At 69.0% G+C, this 19511-nt stretch carries 21 protein-coding genes; 13 read left to right on the plus strand and 8 right to left on the minus strand.

Features of this window, described 5'->3' with window-relative positions:
- The first annotated feature begins 146 nt into the window (after window positions 1–146).
- Window positions 147–1115, plus strand: coding sequence for an NOG1 family protein (locus tag K6T36_RS09110; protein WP_222921009.1), 969 nt, complete (start codon window positions 147–149; stop codon window positions 1113–1115).
- Between the two features lie 26 nt (window positions 1116–1141).
- Here K6T36_RS09110 and K6T36_RS09115 read toward each other — a convergent pair whose 3' ends face one another.
- The 6 genes from K6T36_RS09115 to K6T36_RS09140 all read right to left on the minus strand — a co-directional run bounded on the left by K6T36_RS09115 (window position 1142) and on the right by K6T36_RS09140 (window position 5474).
- On the minus strand, window positions 1142–1558 hold the full coding sequence (locus K6T36_RS09115; protein ID WP_225935083.1) for an SHOCT domain-containing protein: 417 nt from the start codon (window positions 1556–1558) through the stop codon (window positions 1142–1144).
- A 68-nt stretch (window positions 1559–1626) separates the two neighbouring features.
- Window positions 1627–2370 carry an SIMPL domain-containing protein gene (locus tag K6T36_RS09120; RefSeq protein ID WP_225935084.1) on the minus strand — a complete coding sequence of 248 codons (744 nt, stop codon included), beginning with the start codon at window positions 2368–2370 and terminating at the stop codon, window positions 1627–1629.
- Window positions 2371–2464: 94 nt separating this feature from the next.
- Complete coding sequence (locus tag K6T36_RS09125; RefSeq protein ID WP_222921010.1) at window positions 2465–3793, minus strand: TIGR00341 family protein; 1329 nt, start codon at window positions 3791–3793, stop codon at window positions 2465–2467.
- A gap of 84 nt (window positions 3794–3877) precedes the next feature.
- A complete protein-coding gene (locus tag K6T36_RS09130) occupies window positions 3878–4378 on the minus strand; it encodes a hypothetical protein (RefSeq protein ID WP_222606346.1) in 501 nt (166 codons plus the stop codon).
- A gap of 4 nt (window positions 4379–4382) precedes the next feature.
- The gene (locus tag K6T36_RS09135; protein ID WP_222606347.1) at window positions 4383–4673 is read right to left on the minus strand and encodes a hypothetical protein; all 291 of its coding nucleotides are present in this window, start codon (window positions 4671–4673) and stop codon (window positions 4383–4385) included.
- A gap of 75 nt (window positions 4674–4748) precedes the next feature.
- On the minus strand, window positions 4749–5474 hold the full coding sequence (locus K6T36_RS09140; protein ID WP_222921011.1) for a 5-formyltetrahydrofolate cyclo-ligase: 726 nt from the start codon (window positions 5472–5474) through the stop codon (window positions 4749–4751).
- A 208-nt stretch (window positions 5475–5682) separates the two neighbouring features.
- Here K6T36_RS09140 and K6T36_RS09145 point away from each other — a divergent pair, with 208 nt between their 5' ends.
- The 6 genes from K6T36_RS09145 (at window position 5683) to recJ (ending at window position 13445) form a co-directional block, all read left to right on the plus strand.
- Window positions 5683–6921 (plus strand): BMP family lipoprotein, encoded by a 1239-nt coding sequence (locus K6T36_RS09145; RefSeq protein ID WP_225935085.1) that lies wholly within the window; start codon window positions 5683–5685, stop codon window positions 6919–6921.
- 58 nt (window positions 6922–6979) lie between these two features.
- The gene (locus tag K6T36_RS09150; protein ID WP_222921012.1) at window positions 6980–8659 is read left to right on the plus strand and encodes an ABC transporter ATP-binding protein; all 1680 of its coding nucleotides are present in this window, start codon (window positions 6980–6982) and stop codon (window positions 8657–8659) included.
- Window positions 8660–8712: 53 nt separating this feature from the next.
- On the plus strand, window positions 8713–9789 hold the full coding sequence (locus K6T36_RS09155; RefSeq protein WP_222923412.1) for an ABC transporter permease: 1077 nt from the start codon (window positions 8713–8715) through the stop codon (window positions 9787–9789).
- Window positions 9786–10835: an ABC transporter permease gene (locus tag K6T36_RS09160; protein ID WP_222921013.1), complete on the plus strand. Its 1050-nt coding sequence runs from the start codon at window positions 9786–9788 to the stop codon at window positions 10833–10835. Before K6T36_RS09155 ends, K6T36_RS09160 begins: the two co-directional genes overlap by 4 nt.
- Window positions 10836–10895: 60 nt before the next feature.
- The gene (gene engB, locus K6T36_RS09165; RefSeq protein ID WP_222921014.1) at window positions 10896–11528 is read left to right on the plus strand and encodes a GTP-binding protein EngB; all 633 of its coding nucleotides are present in this window, start codon (window positions 10896–10898) and stop codon (window positions 11526–11528) included.
- A gap of 447 nt (window positions 11529–11975) precedes the next feature.
- Window positions 11976–13445: a RecJ family nuclease gene (gene recJ / locus K6T36_RS09170; RefSeq protein ID WP_222921015.1), complete on the plus strand. Its 1470-nt coding sequence runs from the start codon at window positions 11976–11978 to the stop codon at window positions 13443–13445.
- Window positions 13446–13484: 39 nt separating this feature from the next.
- On the opposite strand, the gene K6T36_RS09175 is transcribed toward recJ, so the two are convergent.
- Window positions 13485–14063, minus strand: a complete 579-nt coding sequence (locus K6T36_RS09175) for a HalX domain-containing protein (RefSeq protein WP_222921016.1) — start codon at window positions 14061–14063, stop codon at window positions 13485–13487.
- A 214-nt stretch (window positions 14064–14277) separates the two neighbouring features.
- On the opposite strand from K6T36_RS09175, the gene K6T36_RS09180 reads away from it, so the two are divergent.
- Window positions 14278–15009: an RAD55 family ATPase gene (locus K6T36_RS09180; protein ID WP_222606354.1), complete on the plus strand. Its 732-nt coding sequence runs from the start codon at window positions 14278–14280 to the stop codon at window positions 15007–15009.
- A 58-nt stretch (window positions 15010–15067) separates the two neighbouring features.
- On the opposite strand, the gene K6T36_RS09185 is transcribed toward K6T36_RS09180, so the two are convergent.
- A complete protein-coding gene (locus tag K6T36_RS09185) occupies window positions 15068–15409 on the minus strand; it encodes a winged helix-turn-helix domain-containing protein (RefSeq protein ID WP_222921017.1) in 342 nt (113 codons plus the stop codon).
- 214 nt (window positions 15410–15623) lie between these two features.
- Between K6T36_RS09185 and K6T36_RS09190 the strand changes: the two genes are divergently transcribed.
- The 5 genes from K6T36_RS09190 (at window position 15624) to K6T36_RS09210 (ending at window position 19510) form a co-directional block, all read left to right on the plus strand.
- Window positions 15624–16211 carry an archaellin/type IV pilin N-terminal domain-containing protein gene (locus tag K6T36_RS09190; protein ID WP_222921018.1) on the plus strand — a complete coding sequence of 196 codons (588 nt, stop codon included), beginning with the start codon at window positions 15624–15626 and terminating at the stop codon, window positions 16209–16211.
- Between the two features lie 2 nt (window positions 16212–16213).
- A complete protein-coding gene (locus tag K6T36_RS09195) occupies window positions 16214–16813 on the plus strand; it encodes an archaellin/type IV pilin N-terminal domain-containing protein (protein ID WP_222921019.1) in 600 nt (199 codons plus the stop codon).
- A gap of 56 nt (window positions 16814–16869) precedes the next feature.
- The gene (locus K6T36_RS09200) at window positions 16870–17817 is read left to right on the plus strand and encodes a DUF7500 family protein (protein WP_222921020.1); all 948 of its coding nucleotides are present in this window, start codon (window positions 16870–16872) and stop codon (window positions 17815–17817) included.
- A 128-nt stretch (window positions 17818–17945) separates the two neighbouring features.
- Window positions 17946–18308 carry a chemotaxis protein CheY gene (gene cheY / locus K6T36_RS09205; RefSeq protein WP_159670067.1) on the plus strand — a complete coding sequence of 121 codons (363 nt, stop codon included), beginning with the start codon at window positions 17946–17948 and terminating at the stop codon, window positions 18306–18308.
- A gap of 2 nt (window positions 18309–18310) precedes the next feature.
- Window positions 18311–19510, plus strand: a complete 1200-nt coding sequence (locus K6T36_RS09210) for a chemotaxis protein CheC (protein WP_222921021.1) — start codon at window positions 18311–18313, stop codon at window positions 19508–19510.
- Window position 19511: the final 1 nt, after the last annotated feature.

Raw genomic sequence — 19511 nt, forward strand, 5'->3', positions numbered from 1 at the left:
CCGGTCGCAGCGTCGTCGCCGCCGAGCACGCATGCGCCCTCGACGCCTTCAGCCGCTTCCGCGACACCGCGAAACCCACACGAGAACTCCCGAGAACCGAACGAACGGGCTTATACGCCGTCGTCGTCAACTCCCGGCAACTGACTATGACATTCGAAGACCTCCCCACCACACCCCGCGCGGAGGAACTCCTCGACAAGGCGTTCTCCCGCGCGTCCCGGACCGGCCGCGCGAAGGACGGGTGGGACGCCCAGGAGTCGATGCTGATCACCGCCGCGAACATCCTCTCGGACAACCTCGCCAACGTCTCCACCTCCTGGCCCGACTTCGAGTTCGAGGTCGAGCCGTTCTACTACGAACTCGCGGACGCCGTCGTCGACGTGGACGAACTCCGGCAGGCGCTCTCGGAGGTGAACTGGGCCTCCCGACGGATCGACGAACTCCGCTCGGAGTACCAGGCGAAGATGCGCAAGTCCGGCGTCGAGACCGCCCGCAAGCACCGCAAGCAGGCGTTCGCCCGGATGGCCGACATCATGGACGAGATCGAGGACGACCTCCTCACGGTCGGGGAGGCCCGCGACGCGCTGAAGACGCTGCCGGACATCCGCCCCGACGAGCCCGCGATCGTCGTCGCCGGCTACCCCAACGTCGGCAAGTCGTCGTTCGTCAACCGCGTCACCCGCGCCTCCAACGAGATCGCGTCGTACCCGTTCACCACCAAGGCCGTCCAGATCGGCCACTTCGAGCGCGATCGCATCCGCTATCAGATCATCGACACCCCCGGCCTGCTCGACCGCCCCGAGGAGGACCGCAACGGCATCGAGCGCCAGGCCGTCTCCGCGCTCACCCACCTCGCCGACGCCGTCGTCTTCGTCCTCGACGCCTCCGGCGACTGCGGCTACCCCCTGGAGTCGCAGCTGGAACTGCTCGCGGAGGTCGAGGAGCGGTTCGACGCCCCGGTGCTCGTCGTCTGCAACAAGAGCGACCGATCGACCGACGTGGAGGCCGACGCGTACATGAGCGTCACCGAGGACGAGAACGTCGACGCCGTCCTCGACATGGCCGTCGAGGCCGTCGACTTCGAGCCGGACCTGCCCTCGCGCGGCGAGAACTGAGTCCGTCGCGGCGAGAGCTGAGCCCGCTATTCGGTCTCCCGTTCCCGCTCCCGCACCCGCTCGCGAGCGTCGTCCCCGTGTTCGCCCGCCTCGATCCGGCTGTCCGCGTCGAGCAGCCGGTCGATCCGCCGTTCGAACTCCTCGTCGGAGACCTCGCCGTCGGCGTAGCGGCGCTTCAGGCGCTCGATCGGGTCGTCCTCGGGGTCCGGGTTCGGCCCGGCGCTCATGGTGGCGCCGGTCCCGCGCGTCCTGCGCAGCCGATCCCACCGGACGGCGATCCACAGCAGGAACACCGACAGGATCGCGGCCGAGACCCCGGCTGCCGTCGCGGCGGGGACCGCGCCGACGTACCACAGCGCGGCGACGATCAGGATCGTGTCCGCGCCGAACGCGAGGAACATGCCCAGCATCGTCCCGGTGACGACGCGGTCGGAGTCGCTCACGGCGTGGTGTCGGCCGGTGACTCACTTGGTCGTTCCGGGCGTGACGCCGGCGCGGGGTCGGTTCCGGCCTACTCCATCTCGTACGTCACCGTCACCGACGCCGACACCGTCACCGGGCCGGGGTCGAACGAGGTGGACGCGCCGGCGTCGCCCGCGGTCTCGTAGACGACCCGGGAGTCGTACGGCGAGACGCCAGCGGAGCCGACACGCATCGACAGCTCGGTTCCGACCGAGCGGTCGGCGGCGCCGGCGGCCGTCTCGGCGGTCGCGCGCGCGTCGGTCACGGCGGCCGCGAGCGCCTCCTCGCGCAGTTCCGCGCGGCGCTCGTCGCTCAGCGTGAAGCGGACGTCCTGCACGGCGGTGGCGCCGTTGTCGACGGCGAGGTCGACGGCGCTCCCGGCGTCGTCGGGGGTCGTCTCGAACGCGAGCGCGTGGTACGCGCGGTAGCCGACCAGCTCGCGCTCGTCGCTTCGGTGGTCGTACTCCGGCGACAGCCGGAAGTCGACCGTGCGCACCTCGTAGCCGGCCTCGGTCAGCGCCCCGCGGAGCCGCTCGATGTCGCCGGCGACCTGCGAGCGGGCCGCGCTGGCGTTGTCGGCGGTCGCCTCGACGGCGACGGTGATCTCGGCGAGGTCGGGCGAGGCGCTCACGGTCGCGGAGCCGTCGGCGGTGATGCTGTTCACGTCCGTCGCGTTCGCGCCCGTCGCGGCCGCGGCCGCGTCGGTGGCGCTCGATCCGGTCGTCCCGGCACAGCCCGCGAGCACGAGCATGGCCGCGACGAGCAACGTCGGGAGGGTTCTGGTTCGGTTCACGCCCGTGTGAACGCTCGCGCCGACCGTTAAGCTACCTTACACACAAATGCCCGTTTGTCTCACGCTTCGTGTCACGCCCGCGCTCGTGTCCGTCTCACGCCGGGTCCGCGCCCGTACGTGACTCCTCGACGGGAACGTACCGCACCGACACGTCGACGGTCGCGCGCTCGCCGACCCCCAGCGGCGCCTCGACGTCGTCCGTCAGCCGCGTCGCGAGCGCGTTGCCGATCCGCGGCGGCGTCGTCCCCGGCTGATGACCGACCGTCACCGTCACCGCGGTCGGCTGTCGGAAGGGGAACCCGCCGTACGTCACCGCCACGTCGAGCACGCGCGCGTCGCCGTCGAGCAGGGCGTCGGCCTCCTCGTGGGCGGCCGTCTCGAACTGCGCGCTCTGGTAGGAGGCGACCGTCACCCCGGCGAGCACGGCCGTCGACAGCAGGATGGCGACGCCGAGCACGCCGACCCGGCGAAGCGTCGTCGTCCGCGTCTCGTCGAGGCGCCAGAACGACTCCGGGCGATACCCCTTGTACCACAGCGTCGCGATCGCGGCGAAGTTGATCGCGGCGAAGTTGACGACGACGAGCAGCGCCGCCCCGGCGACGGTGCCGGGTCGTCCCCACGCGATCCCGATGCCGACGACGGCCGTCGGCGGGACCAGCGCCGCCGCGATCATGACGCCCACGAGCGCCGAGGACACGCCCGAGGCGAGCGACAGCGCGCCGGCGACGCCCGACCCGAGCGCGATCGGCAGCGAGAGCACGTCCGGCGCGAGCCGTTCGCGCACCTCCGCGATGGAGAACACCTCCTCGACGCCGAACGGGACGACCCGTCCGTATCTGAGCAGCGCCGCGAACGCGGCCGCGCTCGTCACCGCGAGGACGCCGCCGAACACCTGCAGCTTCACGCCCCGGACGAACAGCTCGTCGTCGTCGAGCACGGTGCCGACGCTGGCGGCCATCGCCGGCCCGATCAGCGGCGCGATAACCATCGAGCCGACGACGACCGCCGCCGAGTCGAGCAGCAGCCCCGCGGTGGCGACGACGGTGCTGATCACCGTCATCGTCACGAACGCGCCCAGTCGGGGCGACATCTCCGTCGCCCGCGCGTCAAGCTCCTCGCGGGCGATCCGGTCGCCGTTTCCCTCCTCGTCCTCCGCGTACCGCTCCTCCAGCTCCTCGAAGCGCTTCGAGACGACCGTCTCGGCGTTGAGGACGACCGTGTAGGCGTCGCGTTCGAGCCCGGCCTCGCGAAGCTCCGCGAGCACCGGCTCGACGGCCTCCGTCGGCAGCGGGAACGAGACGACCGCCGTGTACTCCCGGCCGCTGGTCTCGTCGGAGAGGACGTAGTCGATGCCCTCGTCGTCGAGCACCGAGAGGACGGTCTCCCGCTTGCCCGCCGGCACCATCACCTGAACGAGTCGCACGCCGGTGCTACAGGAGGCGGTGAGTTAAGCGAAGGGGGATGGAAAGCCGATATGGTCCGGATCGGCGGGGGAATCGTCCGCGAACTATACCTCGGGTGTGGGTAGTTCCGGCTCGGTCCGGTACGCCGCGACGTGCCAACGGTCCCTGAGCGATCCGTACACCGATTCGGTCAGGGATTGAGCGTCTCCGACTAACGACCGAACGTTCTCCGCCGGGAGGTCGCCCCGGTCCCCGGAGACGGAGACGATGTGGAGCCTGTTAATGTAGTCGTAGAGCCCGTATAGATCCGACAGCTCTCGCTGTTCATCGTCGGTGAGATCGAACCGCAATTTCGGCGTTCGCGTCTCCAGTCTGTCCCGTGCCGTCGTTCGAAGTCCGTTGTGAATGACTCCGTCCCACGAGTCGCCACGGGTTCGGTCCGAGATCTTCTGTAGACTTCGGTAGTTCCGTCGTAGTTCGGTTAGGACCGAGTACTTGCTGCGCTGTCGTTCGATGGTGTTCGCGACGAGGTGATAGACGGCAGCGCCGGCCAGTGCGGACCCCGTGGATGATAGGAGTATCTGTGTGATACTGAACGTCGCCATTCGTTCACCCGATCTCCGATTCGATGTCGTCGAGGGTATCCCCGATCTCGTCGATATTGTCCCGTATCTCTCGGAGTACTTGCGTGATGGGTGACAGCGATCCACTTCCCCCGGAACCACCGGATCCAGATCCTCCCATACCCGTCGATCCATCGTCGTCATTTCCGGGGAACGGTACGACCTGATCTTGGTCAATTACGACGACGGGGTCCGCGTGGGCGAACAAACTGAGGATCTCCTCCTGCCGCTCTTCGATGCGATCGACTCTCTTCTCTAGTGGCTCGTCTGTCCCCATACACACAAATATAATAATTATTACACATAAATTTTTGCTCCGATCGTTCCGTGATCGGTGTTCCTGGTCGAATACTTAGTCCATCGGCGCGAGTCGACGCAACACCGGGATCGACTCCAGCTTCCCGGCCGGCAGCGCGTCCCAGTCGACGCCGTCGGGTCGCGCGGGCGGGTCGCCGTCGCGGGCGTCCGCCGTCCGGATCGTCCGCTCGGGGGTGCAGATCAGGTCCAGCGGTACGTCGTGGGGCCCGAGGTCGACCTCCTCGTCGACGACCTGCATCCCGTGGACCGTCGTCGCCACCGCGGTCGCGTCGTCGACGGCGCCCAGCTCCGACAGCACGGCGAACTCCAGGTCGGCGAACCCCTCGCCCTTCCCGACCCGGCCGCCGGCCTCCGTGACGGCGACGCTCCCGGAGACGATCAGGTCGACGTGCGGGACCTCGTCGGGGCCGACGGGGACGCCGTGGGTCGAGGAGCCCGAGACGGTCGTCGCCTCGTCGATGTCCGGCACCTCGTCGGGAGCGAGCCGGAGGAACGGCTCCTCCTCCCGGAGCCGCGGCACCGCCATGTAGACCGTCTTGCCCGCGCGCAGGGCCGCACGGCGGACCGGGAGCTGCGGCGCGTCCGGGTTCGCCTTGACCGCGTCGGCGTCGGCCCACTCCCCGGTCGCCGTGAGGCGATCGCGGGCGTCGTCGGCCCCCGCGAAGTTCGGGATCCGGCCGTGGGGCGGGAACGGGAACCGGGCCTCGCCCGACGCCTCCAAGTCGTCCCAGATCCGCTCGCGGAGGGGCTGTTTCTCCATGGTCGTGTGGGATGGCCCTCGCCTGATAAAACGTCGCGCTCGACGCTGTGTGGCAAGGCTTGACCCGAGCCGAGCCGTCCCCCTGTCGCTGTCGCTCTCGCTCCGTCCGTCCCGCATGGGAAGGTACCGACTGCCCTCCCCGCGTAACCGGCAATTGATCCAACCTGTAGTAATGTTTTTGTGTAGGTTGCATGATCGTTCACCAGAGATGAGAAATCCCGACGGTGACACCACGGACGACGTATCGCGTTCCGAGCCCTCCCGCCGTTCGGTCGACCGCCGCACCCTCCTCTCGTCGGGCGCGGCAGTCCTCGGCGGGACGGTCCTCGCCGGCTGTACGGGCGGCGGCGGGAACGGCGACGACGGAAACGGCGACGACGGAAACGGCGACGGCGGCGGGAGCGGTGACGGCGGCGGGAACGGCGACGACGGCGGCAACGGCGGCGACGATGGGGGCGACGGCGGCGACAATGGAGGCGAGACGACGAACGTCGCCATCGTCTCCAGCCCGGCGGGGTTCGACGACAACGCGTTCAACGACCTCGCGCTGGAGGGGCTCCAGTCCGCCGCCGAGGAGTACGACATCGAGATCAACGAGGTCGAGGAGACCGAGCAGGCCCAGTACCAGTCGACGCAGTCGGAACTGGCCGCCAGCGGCGACTACGACCTCATCGTGCTGGTGTCGTACAACCACACGGAGGCGCTCACCCAGAACGCCGTCGACTACCCCGACCAGAACTGGATGCTGATCAACGACCACGTCGACGAGCCGAACGTGGCCGGCTACACGTGGGCCAACCACGAGATGTCGTACCTCGCGGGCGTGCTCGGCGGGACGATGACGACCGAGGAGCTCTCACACGAGGGGAGCGAGACGAGCCCCGATTCCGCCCAGATCGGCTTCGTCGGCGGGGTCGACGGGTCGCTCATCAACGCCTTCGAGCGCTCGTACGTCGCCGGCGCCGAGTGGGTCAACTCCGACGTCGAGGTCAACGTCGGCTACATCGGCGACTACACCGACACCGACACCGCGGCCGACATCGCCAGCTCGCAGTACGACGACGGCGCCGACATCGTCTACCACGCCGCCGCCGCCGCGGGCCGGGGGGTCTTCGAGGCCGCCCAGAGCAACGGCCGCTTCGCCATCGGCGTCGACGCCGACCAGTCCGTGACGCTCCCGGACTTCCAGGACGTCATCATCGGCTCGGCGGTCAAGTACATCAACGAGGGGACCCGCGAGGTCGCCGTCGCCGTCGCGGAGGGGAACTTCGAGTCGGTCACCGGTCCGAACACACTCGGGCTGGAGGAGGAGGGCGTCGACTGCGTCATCGGCCAGGCGTTCGAGGGCGAGCTTCCCGACGCCGTCTCGCAGAACCTCGACGAGGCCAAGCAGGGAATCGTCGACGGCGACATCGACGTTCCCTGTACCGCCTCCGGCTGCAACTGACCCGAACGCGTCGGGTTCTCCCACGATCGAGACTTCTCTATGACTCCCCTACTCCACCATGACCGATAACGCGGGACCGCCCGCCGTCCGGCTCGACGGCATCACGAAACGCTTCGGCGACGTCGTCGCCAACGACGGGGTCGACTTCACGCTCGAACGGGGCTCTGTTCACGCGCTCCTCGGCGAGAACGGCTCGGGCAAGACGACGCTGATGAGCGTCCTCTACGGGCTGTACGACCAGGACGAGGGGACCATTGTCGTCGACGGCGAGGAACGGACGTTCGACTCCCCGCGGGACGCGATGGACGCCGGTGTCGGCATGATCCACCAGCACTTCCAGCTCGTGGGGCCGATGACCGTCCTCCAGAACGTGATCCTCGGCCACGAGCCGACCGAGAACGGCTTCGTCGACGAGTCGGACGCGCGCGAGGACATCGAGGCGATCTGCGACCGGTACGGCTTCGACGTCGACGAACACCTCGACGAGCGCGTCGTCGACCTCGACCTCGGCGTGCGCCAGCGCGTCGAGATCGTCAAGAGCCTCTACCGGGGCGCGGAGATCCTCGTCCTCGACGAGCCGACGGCGGTGCTCACGCCCCAGGAGGTCGAGGGCCTCGTCGACGTGATGACCGACCTCGCCGCCGACGGCCGGTCGCTCGTGTTCATCACGCACAAGCTCGACGAGGCGCTGTCGGTCGCCGACGAGGTCACGGTCCTGCGCGACGGCGAGGCCGTCGGCACCGTCGACGCGGCCACCACGACCGAGCAGGAACTCGCCCGGATGATGGTCGGGCGCGAGGTGCTGTTCGACCGTCGCCCCCGCGAGACGGCGCCCGGCGACCCGATCCTCCGGACCGAGGGGCTCCGGGTCACGGGCGACCGCGGGCTCGAACAGGTGACCGACGTCGACCTCACGGTCCGCGAGGGCGAAGTCCTCGGGATCGCCGGGGTTCAGGGCAATGGCCAGACGGAACTGGTCGAGGCGATCACCGGGCTCCGGTCGGTCGACTCGGGAACCGTCAGCTTCGACGGCGAGGACGTCACCGGGCTGAGCCGCCGCGAGCGCATCCGCTCGGGGATCGTCTACATCCCGGAGGACCGCCAGACGGAGGGGCTGGTCCAGGACTACGACCTCGTTCGGAACGCGCTGCTGGGCAACCAGACCGTCGAGCCGTACGTCGAGCGAGGATTCATCGACTGGCCGGCGGTCCGCGAGCACGCGGCCGACATCGTCGACGAGTACGACGTCCAGCCGCCGACCGTCGAGTCGGAGGCCGCGTCGCTGTCGGGCGGCAACCAGCAGAAGTTCATCGTCGGTCGCGAGATCGAACACGACCCCGATGTCATCGTCGCCTCCCATCCGACCCGCGGCGTCGACATCGGCTCGATCGAGTTCATCCACGACCGACTGCTCGACCGCCGCGAGGAGGGGCTCGCGGTGCTGCTCGTCTCCTCGAAGCTGGAGGAGATACGGAAGTTATCGGACCGCATCGCGGTGATGTACGAGGGCGAGTTCATCGACACCGTCGACCCCGAGACCGTGACCGAGGAGGAACTCGGCCTGCTGATGGCCGGGCGTCGCCTCGACGGTGCCGACGCCGCCGACGGCGTGGGCGACGAGGGCGGCGCGGGCGACGCCGACGACACGAGCGACGCCGGTAGCCCGGACGCGACGGCCGAGGCCGGGGAGTCCGACGACGGGTCCGCGACCGCTTCGGACTCCGAGGTGGAACGGTGAGCGATGACGGCCCGGGTCGGGCCCGCGCCCTGCTCGACGACGCCGCCGTCCGGATGCTGGAGGCGACCGCGCTCCAGCGGCTCGGCATCGCGATGGCCTCGACCGCGCTCGCGCTGGCGATCGGGCTGGTCGTCGTCGCCGCCGCGGGATACGACCCCGTGACGTTCCTCGCGGACGTGTTCGAGGGCGCCTTCGGCGACGAGAACTCGATCGGGCGGACGCTGAAGTTCACGACGATGTTCGTTCTCGTCGGCGTCGCCGTCGCGGTCGCGTTCCGCGCGGGCGTGTTCAACATCGGCGTTCAGGGGCAGTTCATCGTCGGCGGCTTCGCCACCGTCGTCTCCATCCTCTGGCTCGCGCCGCTGCTCCCCGCCGGCACCGTCGGCGGCATCGCGCTGCTCGTGCTCGGAACGCTCGCGGGCGTCGTCGCCGGCGGCCTCTACGCCGCGATCCCGGGCGCACTGAAGGCGTACGGCGACGCCAACGAGATCATCACGACGATCATGCTGAACTTCATCGCGGTCGGCGTCGTCGGCTACCTCGTCGAGGGGCCGCTCCGCGGCGAGGGGAACCGTGCGCCCAACACCGCCCGCATCCCGGAGTACGTGTCGCTCCCGTCGGTCGTCTTCGACAGCCCCGACTTCTCGCTCGTGGGCCTCGCGGTCGCGCTCGTGGTCGTCGGGGTCGTCTCGGTCGTCATGATCCGCACGCGGGTCGGGTACGACATGGTGACGAGCGGCCACCAGGAGGCGGCCGCGACGTTCTCCGGCGTCGACGCCGGGCGGACCGTCGTCACGACGATGGCGTTCTCGGGGATGGTCGCCGGCGTCGCCGGCGCGGTCTTCGCGATCATGATCCAGGGCTACTACAGCGACCCGGGCGGCGTCGCGACGTACGGCTTCGACGCCATCGCGGTCAGCCTGCTCGCGGCGAACAACCCGCTGGGCGTCGTCCCCGCCGCCCTGCTGTTCGGCGGGCTCGACTCGGCGGGGACCCACATCGGCATCAACAGCGACGTACCCCCGCAGCTGATCGACGGGATCGTCGGGCTCGTCGTCCTGTTCGTGGCCGCCCCGGAGCTGTTTCGGATGGCCGCCCGGCGGACGGGCCTCGGGGGTGAGCGCCGATGAGCGTCGCCGGCTACGTCGAGCGCAACCGGCTCGGGATCGGCGGCGCCGTCGCGACGATCCTGGCGGCGCTGGCACTGGCGGTCGCGTTCGACCTGCCGGTCGAGAGCATCGTGACGGTCGGGTTCGTCGAGCGGTCGCTCCAGGCGGCCACGCCCATCGCGCTGGCGGCCATCGGCGGGCTGTACGCCGAGAAGAGCGGCGTGTTCAACATCGGCCTCGAGGGGTTCATGATCCTCGGGGCGGCGAACGCGGCGGCGTTCGTCTGGCTCATCGGCGGCGAGTCGCCGACGCAGGGCGACCTCTGGCTCGCCATCGTCGCCGCGGTCCTGGTGAGCCTGGTGTACACGCTGCTGTTCGCCGTGCTGCTCGTCCGGTACCGGGCCGACCAGATCGTCGCCGGGCTCGCCGTCTGGTTCATCGGGCTCGGGTTCGGGCCGTTCTCGGCGGTGCTGATCTGGGGCAACCGGAACAGCCCCGGGCTGGTGAGCGTGAACGACCTGACGGTGCCGGTGCTCGCGGACGTGCCGGTTCTCGGGCCGATCCTCTTCGATACCTCGCCGCTGGTGCTCGCCACGGCCGTCGTCGCCGTCGTCGCCTGGGTGTTCCTGTACCGGACCCGGTACGGCTACTGGATCCAGGCCGCCGGCGAGAACCCCGAGGCGCTGGACACCGCCGGGGTGAACGTCAGGCGCGTGCGTTACGCGTCGGTGCTGTTCTCCGGGGCGATGGCCGGCCTCGCCGGCGCGGTGCTGTTCGCCCACGCGGGGTCGTTTACCGGCACCGGCGACACGATGGTCAACGGCCGCGGCTGGATCGGCATCGTCGCGTACCTGTTCGGCAACTACAACCCCGTCGGCGCGGCCGCGGCCGCGCTGCTGTTCGGCGGGCTGGACATGCTGCAGATCCAGTTCCAGACGGCCGGGATCGAGCTGCCGAACCGGCTCGTGAACCTGTTCCCGTACGTGGCGGTCGTGATCGTGTTGACCGTCTGGGGCTCCACGCGGATGCCCTCGGCGGTCGGCGAGTCCTACGAGACGGAGGAGTGACGCCCCTCCGTCGGGGCGTCACCCGCGGCGCTTAACCGGCGCGGCGGTCCACCAACGGACATGACCTTCGAGGGGCGGCCGAACCGGGACGCCGAGGTGGTGCTCGTCGGGCGCTCGAACGTCGGCAAGTCGACGCTGATGCGCGAGCTGACCGGCCACGACGTGTCCACGGGCAAGAAGCCGGGCGTCACGCGCCGGCCGAACCACTTCGACTGGACCGGCCAGTCGTTCATGTTCACCGACCTGCCCGGCTTCGGGTTCATGTCCGGCGTCGAGGAGGAGCAACGGGAGGCGATCAAGACGGACGTGGTCCGCTACGTCGAGGACAACGCCGACTCGATCATCGCGGGCGTGCTCGTCGTCGACGGGAAGTCGGTGATCGACATCATCGACCGCCACAGCGACACGGGCGAGATCCCCCACGACGTGGAGCTGTTCGGGTTCCTGCAGGACGTGGACGTGGCGCCGGTCGTCGCGGTGAACAAGATGGACAAGGTGGACGACCGCGACGAGCGCCTGAACGAGCTGTGCGACCGGCTGGGGCTGTACCCGCCGTGGCAGCAGTGGTCGGGCGAGGGCGGCACGATCGCGCCGATCACCGCCAAGAACGGGAGCATCGAGCCGCTGAAGGAGGCGCTGCGCGGGCACTTCCGGGAGGCGAAGCGCGACGACCTGCTGCAGTTCGTGAAGTAGTATAGTCGGTCGGATTCGAGGACTCGACAGTCGGACTTGTCGATGGTGGCTCTGTGCCGTAGCACTCGAAAGCCCCCGGGGCGCTGGACTCCCGCGACTCGCTGTCGTTCGAAAGACCGGCTCCGCCGGTCTTTCGTGATGACGAGACGGCGAAGCCGTCTCGAACCACGCTCCTCGGTCGCTCACTCCGTTCGTTCCCTGCGGTGCTTGCGTCGTCGGGGTTCGTGCAGCGCCCCGGCCCCTTTCAGTCCCACCCGCCGGCCGCTCCGCGCCATGCCCTCCCCAGCCGACTGCGGTGCTCGGCTCGCCTCGCGAGCCTGCGCTCCTCGCCCCTCGCGCGCTCCCGGCCGCGACGGAGCGCGGCCGGCACGCGCCGACGACTCTTCCCCTTCGACCCCGACAGAGTACGAGCGTTTATCCCGCAGAACGCCTCACCTCCCCACAGCAATGGCGAGCGCCGACGGAGACGCGGAGGCGTCCGAGCAGGACAGCGACGAGTTCCCCGTCCCCGAACTCCGCGAACGCGCCGAGGCGTGCGCCGCCCGACTGCGCGAGGCCGGCGAGTTCCTCCTGTGCTCGCACATCGACGCCGACGGGCTCACCAGCGCCGCGGTCGCGACGGCGGCGTTCGAGCGCGCCGGCTTCGACTTCGAGACGGCGTTCTTCAAGCAGCTCGACGCCGACGCGGTCGCCTCCATCGCCGCCACCGACTACGACGTGGTCTGTTTCACCGACTTCGGCAGCGGGCAACTCGACGTGATCGCGCCCCACGAGGAGGCGGGCGAGTTCGTCCCCGTCATCGCGGATCACCACCAGCCCGCGGACGCGGAGACCGAGTTCCACCTCAACCCCCTCCTCGAAGGGCTCGACGGCGCGAGCGAACTGTCTGGCGCCGGGGCGTCGTACCTCCTCGCGCGCGCGCTCGGCGACGCGGCCGACACCGACAACCGCGACCTCGCCGCCCTCGCGGTCGTGGGCGCCGTCGGCGACATGCAGGACGGCGACGGCGGACTCTCGGGCGCCAACGAGGGGCTCGTCGCCGACGCGGTCGCCGCCGGCGCGCTGGAGGAGGTGACCGACCTGGCGCTGTACGGCCGCCAGACCCGCCCCCTTCCGAAACTCCTGGAGTACGCCAGCGACGCCCGGATCCCGGGCATCTCGAACGACCAGGCCGGCGCCGTCGAGTTCCTCTCGGAGCTCGACGTGCCGATGAAGGACGCCGACGGCGAGTGGCGCCGGTGGGTCGACCTGGACGCCGACGAGCGCCGGACGGTCGCCAGCGCGCTCATCCGCCGCGCCGTCTCCTCGGGCGTCCCCAGCGAGCGCGTCGACTCGCTCGTCGCCACCACCTACGTCCTCGCCGACGAGGAGCCCGGAACAGAGTTGCGAGACGTGAGCGAGTTCTCCACGTTGCTCAACGCGACTGCCCGGTACGAGCGCGCCGACGTGGGACTCGCCGTCTGTCTCGGCGACCGCGACGAGGCCCTCGACCGGGCGCGAACCCTGCTTCGGAACCACCGCCGGAACCTCTCGGAGGGGCTCCAGTGGGTGACCAACGAGGGGGTCGAGCGCGAGGAGCACGTCCAGTGGTTCGACGCCGGCACCCGGATCCGAGAGACGATCGTCGGCATCGTCGCCGGGATGGCCGTCGGCGCCGACGGCGTCTCCGCGCGCAAGCCGATCGTCGCGTTCGCCGACAAGGGCGACGGCGAGACGAAGGTCTCCGCCAGGGGGAGCGGCTTCCTCGTTCGTGAAGGACTGGATCTCTCGGCGGTGATGCGCGAGGCCAGCCGCGCGGTCGGCGGCGACGGCGGCGGGCACGACGTGGCCGCGGGCGCGACGATCCCCGCCGACGAACGCGAGGCGTTCATCGCGGCGGTCGACGAGCTCGTCGGCGAGCAGATCTCCGGCGAGTGAACGCGCGGGCGCCCCGAGGGGGCGAGGACGGCTCCGGCGTCAGGCCGACTCGGACGTGGACGACGTGCCGAGGTCGCGAAACAGCATTCGGTAGTCTTCCGGCGAGAACGCGGACGCGAGGTCCTCCATCTCCGACTGTAGCGACTCGATCCGGTCGAGCAGGTTCTCGTACTCCGGCGAGGAGCGGAGTTCGGCCGGGGTCCGCTCGGCCTCGAGCACCGCCCGTTTCGTGACCAGCGAGGCGGTCTGCTGGAGGGTGTCGTCGTACTGCGCGCGCGTTCCCAGGCGTTCGACGGCCGACTGAATGTCGTCCCTGGTGGCGGGTTTCACGAGATACAGGTCGAACCCCATCTCGACGATGTCCACGTCCGGCTCGACGGCGGTCACCATCGCGACCCGACAGTCGAGGCCGCGCTCGCGGATCGACGCGAGCACGTCGGCGCCGGAGGTGTCCGGGAGCCGTCGATCGAGGAGCACCGCGTCGGTCGTGTCGTCGACGATGTCGAGTGCCTCAGCGCCCGTGTTCGCGACCGTGACGTCGTAGGTTCCCGAGAGGTATCCGCGATACAGATCGGCCACCTCGGGTTCGTCTTCGACGATGAGCACGCTCCGTGTCACCGCGACCGCCCCCCGACGTGCTCGACCCCGCCGTCAGTCATGTTCGTCAACCGGATGTGTTTGTGCTTAAAGCTATCGCACACCGATCCGGCCGTAGAAAGCTGTTGGAGAGTCTATATGAACGATCGACGCCCGACTTTCCGGGCTCCGATCGCGGTCGTGGTCCCGACACACGGCGGAACCGTTTTCATTTGTGAGGACGGCGGATACCTATATGGTAGCCACTGTTCCGACCGGAATCGACGGGCTCGACTCCGTCCTCAACGGCGGTCTCGTCGAGAACGCGACGGTGCTCGTGAGCGGAAACCCCGGGACGGGAAAGTCCCTCTTCGGGATCCAGTACCTCTACAACGGCGTCATCGACCACGACGAACACGGGATCTACATCTCCTTCGAGGAGAACGCCGAGGACATCCGGCAGGCGGCCGAGTCGATCGGCTTCGACCGCTGGGGCGACCTCGTCGACGACGGGTCGATCAAGGTGTACGACAAACAGCACATGCTGCGGGAGGGCGACTTCTCGTCGGCGCTCGACACGCTGCTCGAGGACTTCGCGAACGCCTCCTACGACCGGCTGGTGCTCGACTCGCTGACGATGTTCTCGCTGTTCTTCGAGGACGAGAAGGAGAAGCGCACGTACCTCCTGAAGTTCTCGGACATCCTCAAGCAGAACGGCCTCACCTCGCTGCTCATCAACGAGCAGGGGGCGGTGTTCCCCGAGACGGAGATCGGCCTGGAGAACTTCCTCACCGACGGGAACATCTACTTCATCCAGACGCCGACCGACTCCGGCGTCAACCGCTACGTCTGGGTGGCGAAGATGCGCAAGCAGGACATCGACACCGACATCTTCCCGATGGAGATCGACGACGGAGGGATCAAGGTGTACGAGCGCGCGGGCGGGTTCTCGATGATGGGTCGCGACGGCCCGGACGCCGGGTTCTGAGCGCGGGATCCGTATTCGACCGTGGCGATCGCAACTCGCGATCGCGGTTCGGGTCCGATCAGCCGTCGGTCATCGTCCGCCACACGTCGTCGAGCTTGTTCTTCACCTCGGATCGCTCCTCCAATTCGACGGTCAGCCCGTCCCGGAACGTCACGTTCACGCCGTCGACGCACCGACGGTACACCTTGATCCGGCGGTGTTCGTCCGAGAGCGGTCGGTCGTGCAGCTCCAACAGTTCGGTGTCCTCCAACTCGTTGATGCGGCGGTAACAGGTGGCGATCGGCACGTCGAGCTGATCCGAGAGCTCCTGTGCCGACTTCGGCTCGCCCGCCGCGTCGAGGATCTCGGGGTTGTACTTGTTCCCCAGCACCTCGATGATCTCCTCGTCGTCCGCAGACATGGCTCTCAATACTGATTGTGTGTGTGATAAGCGTACCGCCTTCATTCCGGCTCCCTCGCGTGAATTCGGGCCCCCCTCCCCGATACTATCGCCGTCGATATCCTCGGCTCAGATATCTTTTCTGATATACAGCGCCGTAGGTTTAATAGTCGATTCCGAGTCGTCGGCGCCACTGCCCGGCCCACGGTGGGTCAGGGACCGAGAGAACCACACAATGTTCGAATTCATCACCGAGGAGGAAGAGCGCGGCCAGGTCGGTATCGGGACGCTCATCGTGTTCATCGCGATGGTGCTGGTGGCGGCGATCGCCGCCGGCGTCCTGATCAACACCGCCGGCTTCCTCCAGAGCAAGTCACAGGAAACGGGTCAACAGAGCAGTAAACAGGTCAGTGACCGCCTCCAGGAGGTCGTGACCGTCGGGCAGGTGTCCGGCAACGAGGTCACCGCGGTGAACGTGACGGTGACGCAGGCGCCCGGCGCCGGCGAGATCGACCTGGAGAACGCGACGATCAACTGGATCGGGCCGTCCGGCACGGAGACGTTGACCCACCAGCGGGCCTCCGGCACCGACTGGCAGTTCAACACCACGGCGGTGAAGAACACCGACGACTCGACAACGGTGCTCAACGACCCGGACGACCGGTTCAACATCGACTTCGACCTCGACGCCACTGACGGGCCCGGCAATCTGCAGGAGGGGCAGTCGGTGACGATCAAGATCAACACGATGTCCGGCGCGACCACGAGCATCCGCTTCACGGTGCCCGAGTCGCTCGGACAGAAGAGCGCGGTCGAGCTGTAACCATGTTCGAGTTCATCACCGAGGAGGAAGAGCGCGGGCAGGTCGGGATCGGGACGCTCATCGTGTTCATCGCGATGGTGCTGGTGGCGGCGATCGCCGCCGGCGTCCTGATCAACACCGCCGGCTTCCTCCAGAGCAAGTCACAGGAAACCGGACAGCAGTCCAGCAAGCAGGTCAGCAATCGCCTCCAGGAGGTCGTCACGACCGGCACGGTCGACCAGACGAACAACACGATCACCGCGGTGAACGTGACGGTGACGCAGGCGCCCGGCGCCGGCGAGATCGACCTGGAGAACGCGACGATCACCTGGATCGGTCCGGACGGCACGTTCATCCTCAACCACGAGAACGCGAGCACGCAGGTCGACGACTCGTTCACCACGTCGGTCGTGAAGAACGCGGAGGGCTCGCCCACCGTGCTCAACGATCCGGACGACCGGTTCGACATCAACTTCGACCTGTCCGAGGGGAGCGACGACCCGAGCCTCCTCTCGGAGGGTGACGAGGTGACGATCAAGATCAACACGATGGCCGGCGCGACGACGACGATCCGCTTCACCGTGCCCGAATCGCTCGGGCAGAAGGAAGGCGTCGAGCTGTAAGCCGGCCGCATCGAACGCGACTACACTTTTTACCGCCCGCGACAGAACACCGAACCATGAGCGACGACGCGCCGCGCGGAAACCCCGGCGTCGACCCGGACGACCTCGACATCTCGAAAAGCGAGTACGTCCGCGAGCTGGGCGACGACCGGTACGTCGTCTCGCCCGGGCGTCGTCAGCCGCAGCAGCCGCCGGAGGAGGGTCGAACCGAGGAGTCGTCGAACGACGCGGGCGGCGACGCCGATGCCGGTACGGACGCGGCGGAGGACCCCGATGTCGCGTCGACGGCCGAATCGGTCCGCCGAGGGCTCTCGCGGACGGACGGCCCCGGCGCCGTCGACGCGCCGGCGGACGCGGCGCAGTCGTCCCCGTCGTCTCCGTCCGGGTCGCCGCCCGCGAACTCTTCCCAGGGTGTCGGGGACGCGACGCGGCGATCCGACGACCCGGCCCGCGGCGACGACGGGCTTCCGGGCGATCCGACGACGGACGACCGGCCGACGGCGAATGACCGACCGTCGGCCGACGACCGCGCCGAATCCGGTGGTGGGTCGGGTGGCGAGTCGGGTGCCGAATCCGGCCCCCGGGATCGCCCGGCATCACACGTCCGTCGGGGCGCCCCGCGGGGGGAAGCGCCCGCTTCGTCGGCCGACCTCGACGCCGGGGCGGTCGGGGAGTGGCTCGCCGCCTCGCTCGCTGACACCGAGTTCGCGTACGGCTTCGACGCGACGCTCTCGCTCGACGGCCGCACGGCGCGCCACCGGATGGCCTCCGACGACGTGGGCGAGACCTTCGAGACGCTCGTGACCTGGTTCGCGGACGCCGCCGGCGGCGACACGCCGACGGAGGACGCGCTCGGGATCCTCCTGGCCGGGATGGACACCGGCCCGCGACTCTCGCCCAACGCCGTCCGCTCGGCGCTGGCCGGACTGGGCGTCTCCCGCGGCGACTCCGTCGAGGACGTGCTCGCGGCGATCGAGGAGGCGGGCGGCCTCCGACTGGAGTGAGCGCTGCGGCGCGTCGCGCGAGCCGATCGCGGTCGGCCCGCGACGCCGCGTCGCCGCCGAACTCCCGTTTTCACGCCTGATACCCGCGGGGGAGCGTTTATCATCGCCGTCGGGTGGATGTTCACCATATGCCGACCAGCGTTCTGATCGCGGACGACTCGGAGTTCATGCGGAACCTCCTGCGGGAGATCCTCGAGGGGGAGTTCGAGATCGTCGGCGAGGCCGAGAACGGCGTGGAGGCGGTCGACCTCTACGGCGAGCACGCGCCCGACATCGTGATGATGGACATCGTCATGCCGATCCGCAACGGGATCGAGGCGACCACCGAGATCACCGAGGAGCACCCCGACGCGAGCGTCATCATGTGCACCAGCGTCGGACAGGAGGAGAAGATGAAGGCCGCCATCAAGGCGGGCGCCGAGGGGTACATCACGAAACCGTTCCAGAAGCCGAACGTGCTCGAAGCCATCAACGACGTCGTCCCCGCGTAGGGATGTACGTCGACATCCAGTCGCTGGGGGAGTTCTCCGATCTCGCGAGCCAGGGCGCCGACCGGGCCGCCGACGCGCTCGGGCAGCTCGCCGGCGCGAACGTGTACGTCGACGTGACCGACGTGACGCTGATGGCCGCCGGCGACCTGCGGGAGTCGTTCGCCGGCCGGGAGTTCGTGGGCGTCGAGATCGGGCTGCAGGGGGGAATCAGCGGGCAGACCGTGATGGCGTTCGAGCTGGAGGCCGCAGAGAGCCTCGTCGAGCGGCTGATGCCCGGCGGCGGCGACGGCGAGTTCGTCAGGAGCGGCGTCACCGAGGCGGGCAACATCATGACCTCGGGGTTCATCGACGGCTGGGCCGACCACCTCGGCGTCGGCATCGACATGACGCCGCCCGCGTACGTCCGCGCGTCGGGGACCGACATCCTCCCGGACGGCGCGTTCGACGACGACAGACAGGGCGTGTTCATGTTCGAGTCGCAGGTCTCCTCGATGGACGAGGACCTCGAGTTCGCGATCTACATGCTGCCCGAGTACGCCGGCTTCACCGACATGCTCGGCCACGACGGCCCCGTCGGCGAGGCGGGCGACGCGGTTCCGGTGAACAAGCTGCCGACGTTCAACGAGATGACCCGGCAGGGCGCGTCGTCGGCCGCCGACAACATCACGATGCTGACGGGCACCGAGACGGACGTGGACGTGTCGCGTCTCCGGTTCGTCCCCGTGCAGGACGTGCCCTCCGAGTTGGGGAAAGAACCCGTCGCCGGGACGGTGTTCGAGCTCCACGGCGACCCGAGCGGCTACCTCGCCATCCTCTTCGACGAGGCCTCCGCCGAGGAGGTCGCCGGCGGGATGATCCCCACCGAGACCGATCCCGGGATCGGCGACATGGAGCGGGGCGCGCTGCGGGAGCTCGGCAACATCATGACCTCCGGGTTCATCGACGGCTGGGCGAACGTGCTCGGGACGAGCATCGAGCACACCCCGCCGCAGTTCGTCCACGACATGGGCTCGGCGGTGATGAGCCCGCTCGTGAGCCGGCTCGGGAAGACGCAGGACCACGCGTTCATCATCGACTCGACGGTCCGCACCCCCGACGGCAACGTTCGATGCGACATCTACGCCCTCCCCGACCAGCGCGAGCTGGCGGCGGCGCTGGACCGCATCGAACCGGCCGCGACCGACGGCGGCCTTCCCCGGTGAG

This window comes from Halobaculum roseum, assembly GCF_019880245.1.
Taxonomy (GTDB): domain Archaea; phylum Halobacteriota; class Halobacteria; order Halobacteriales; family Haloferacaceae; genus Halobaculum; species Halobaculum roseum.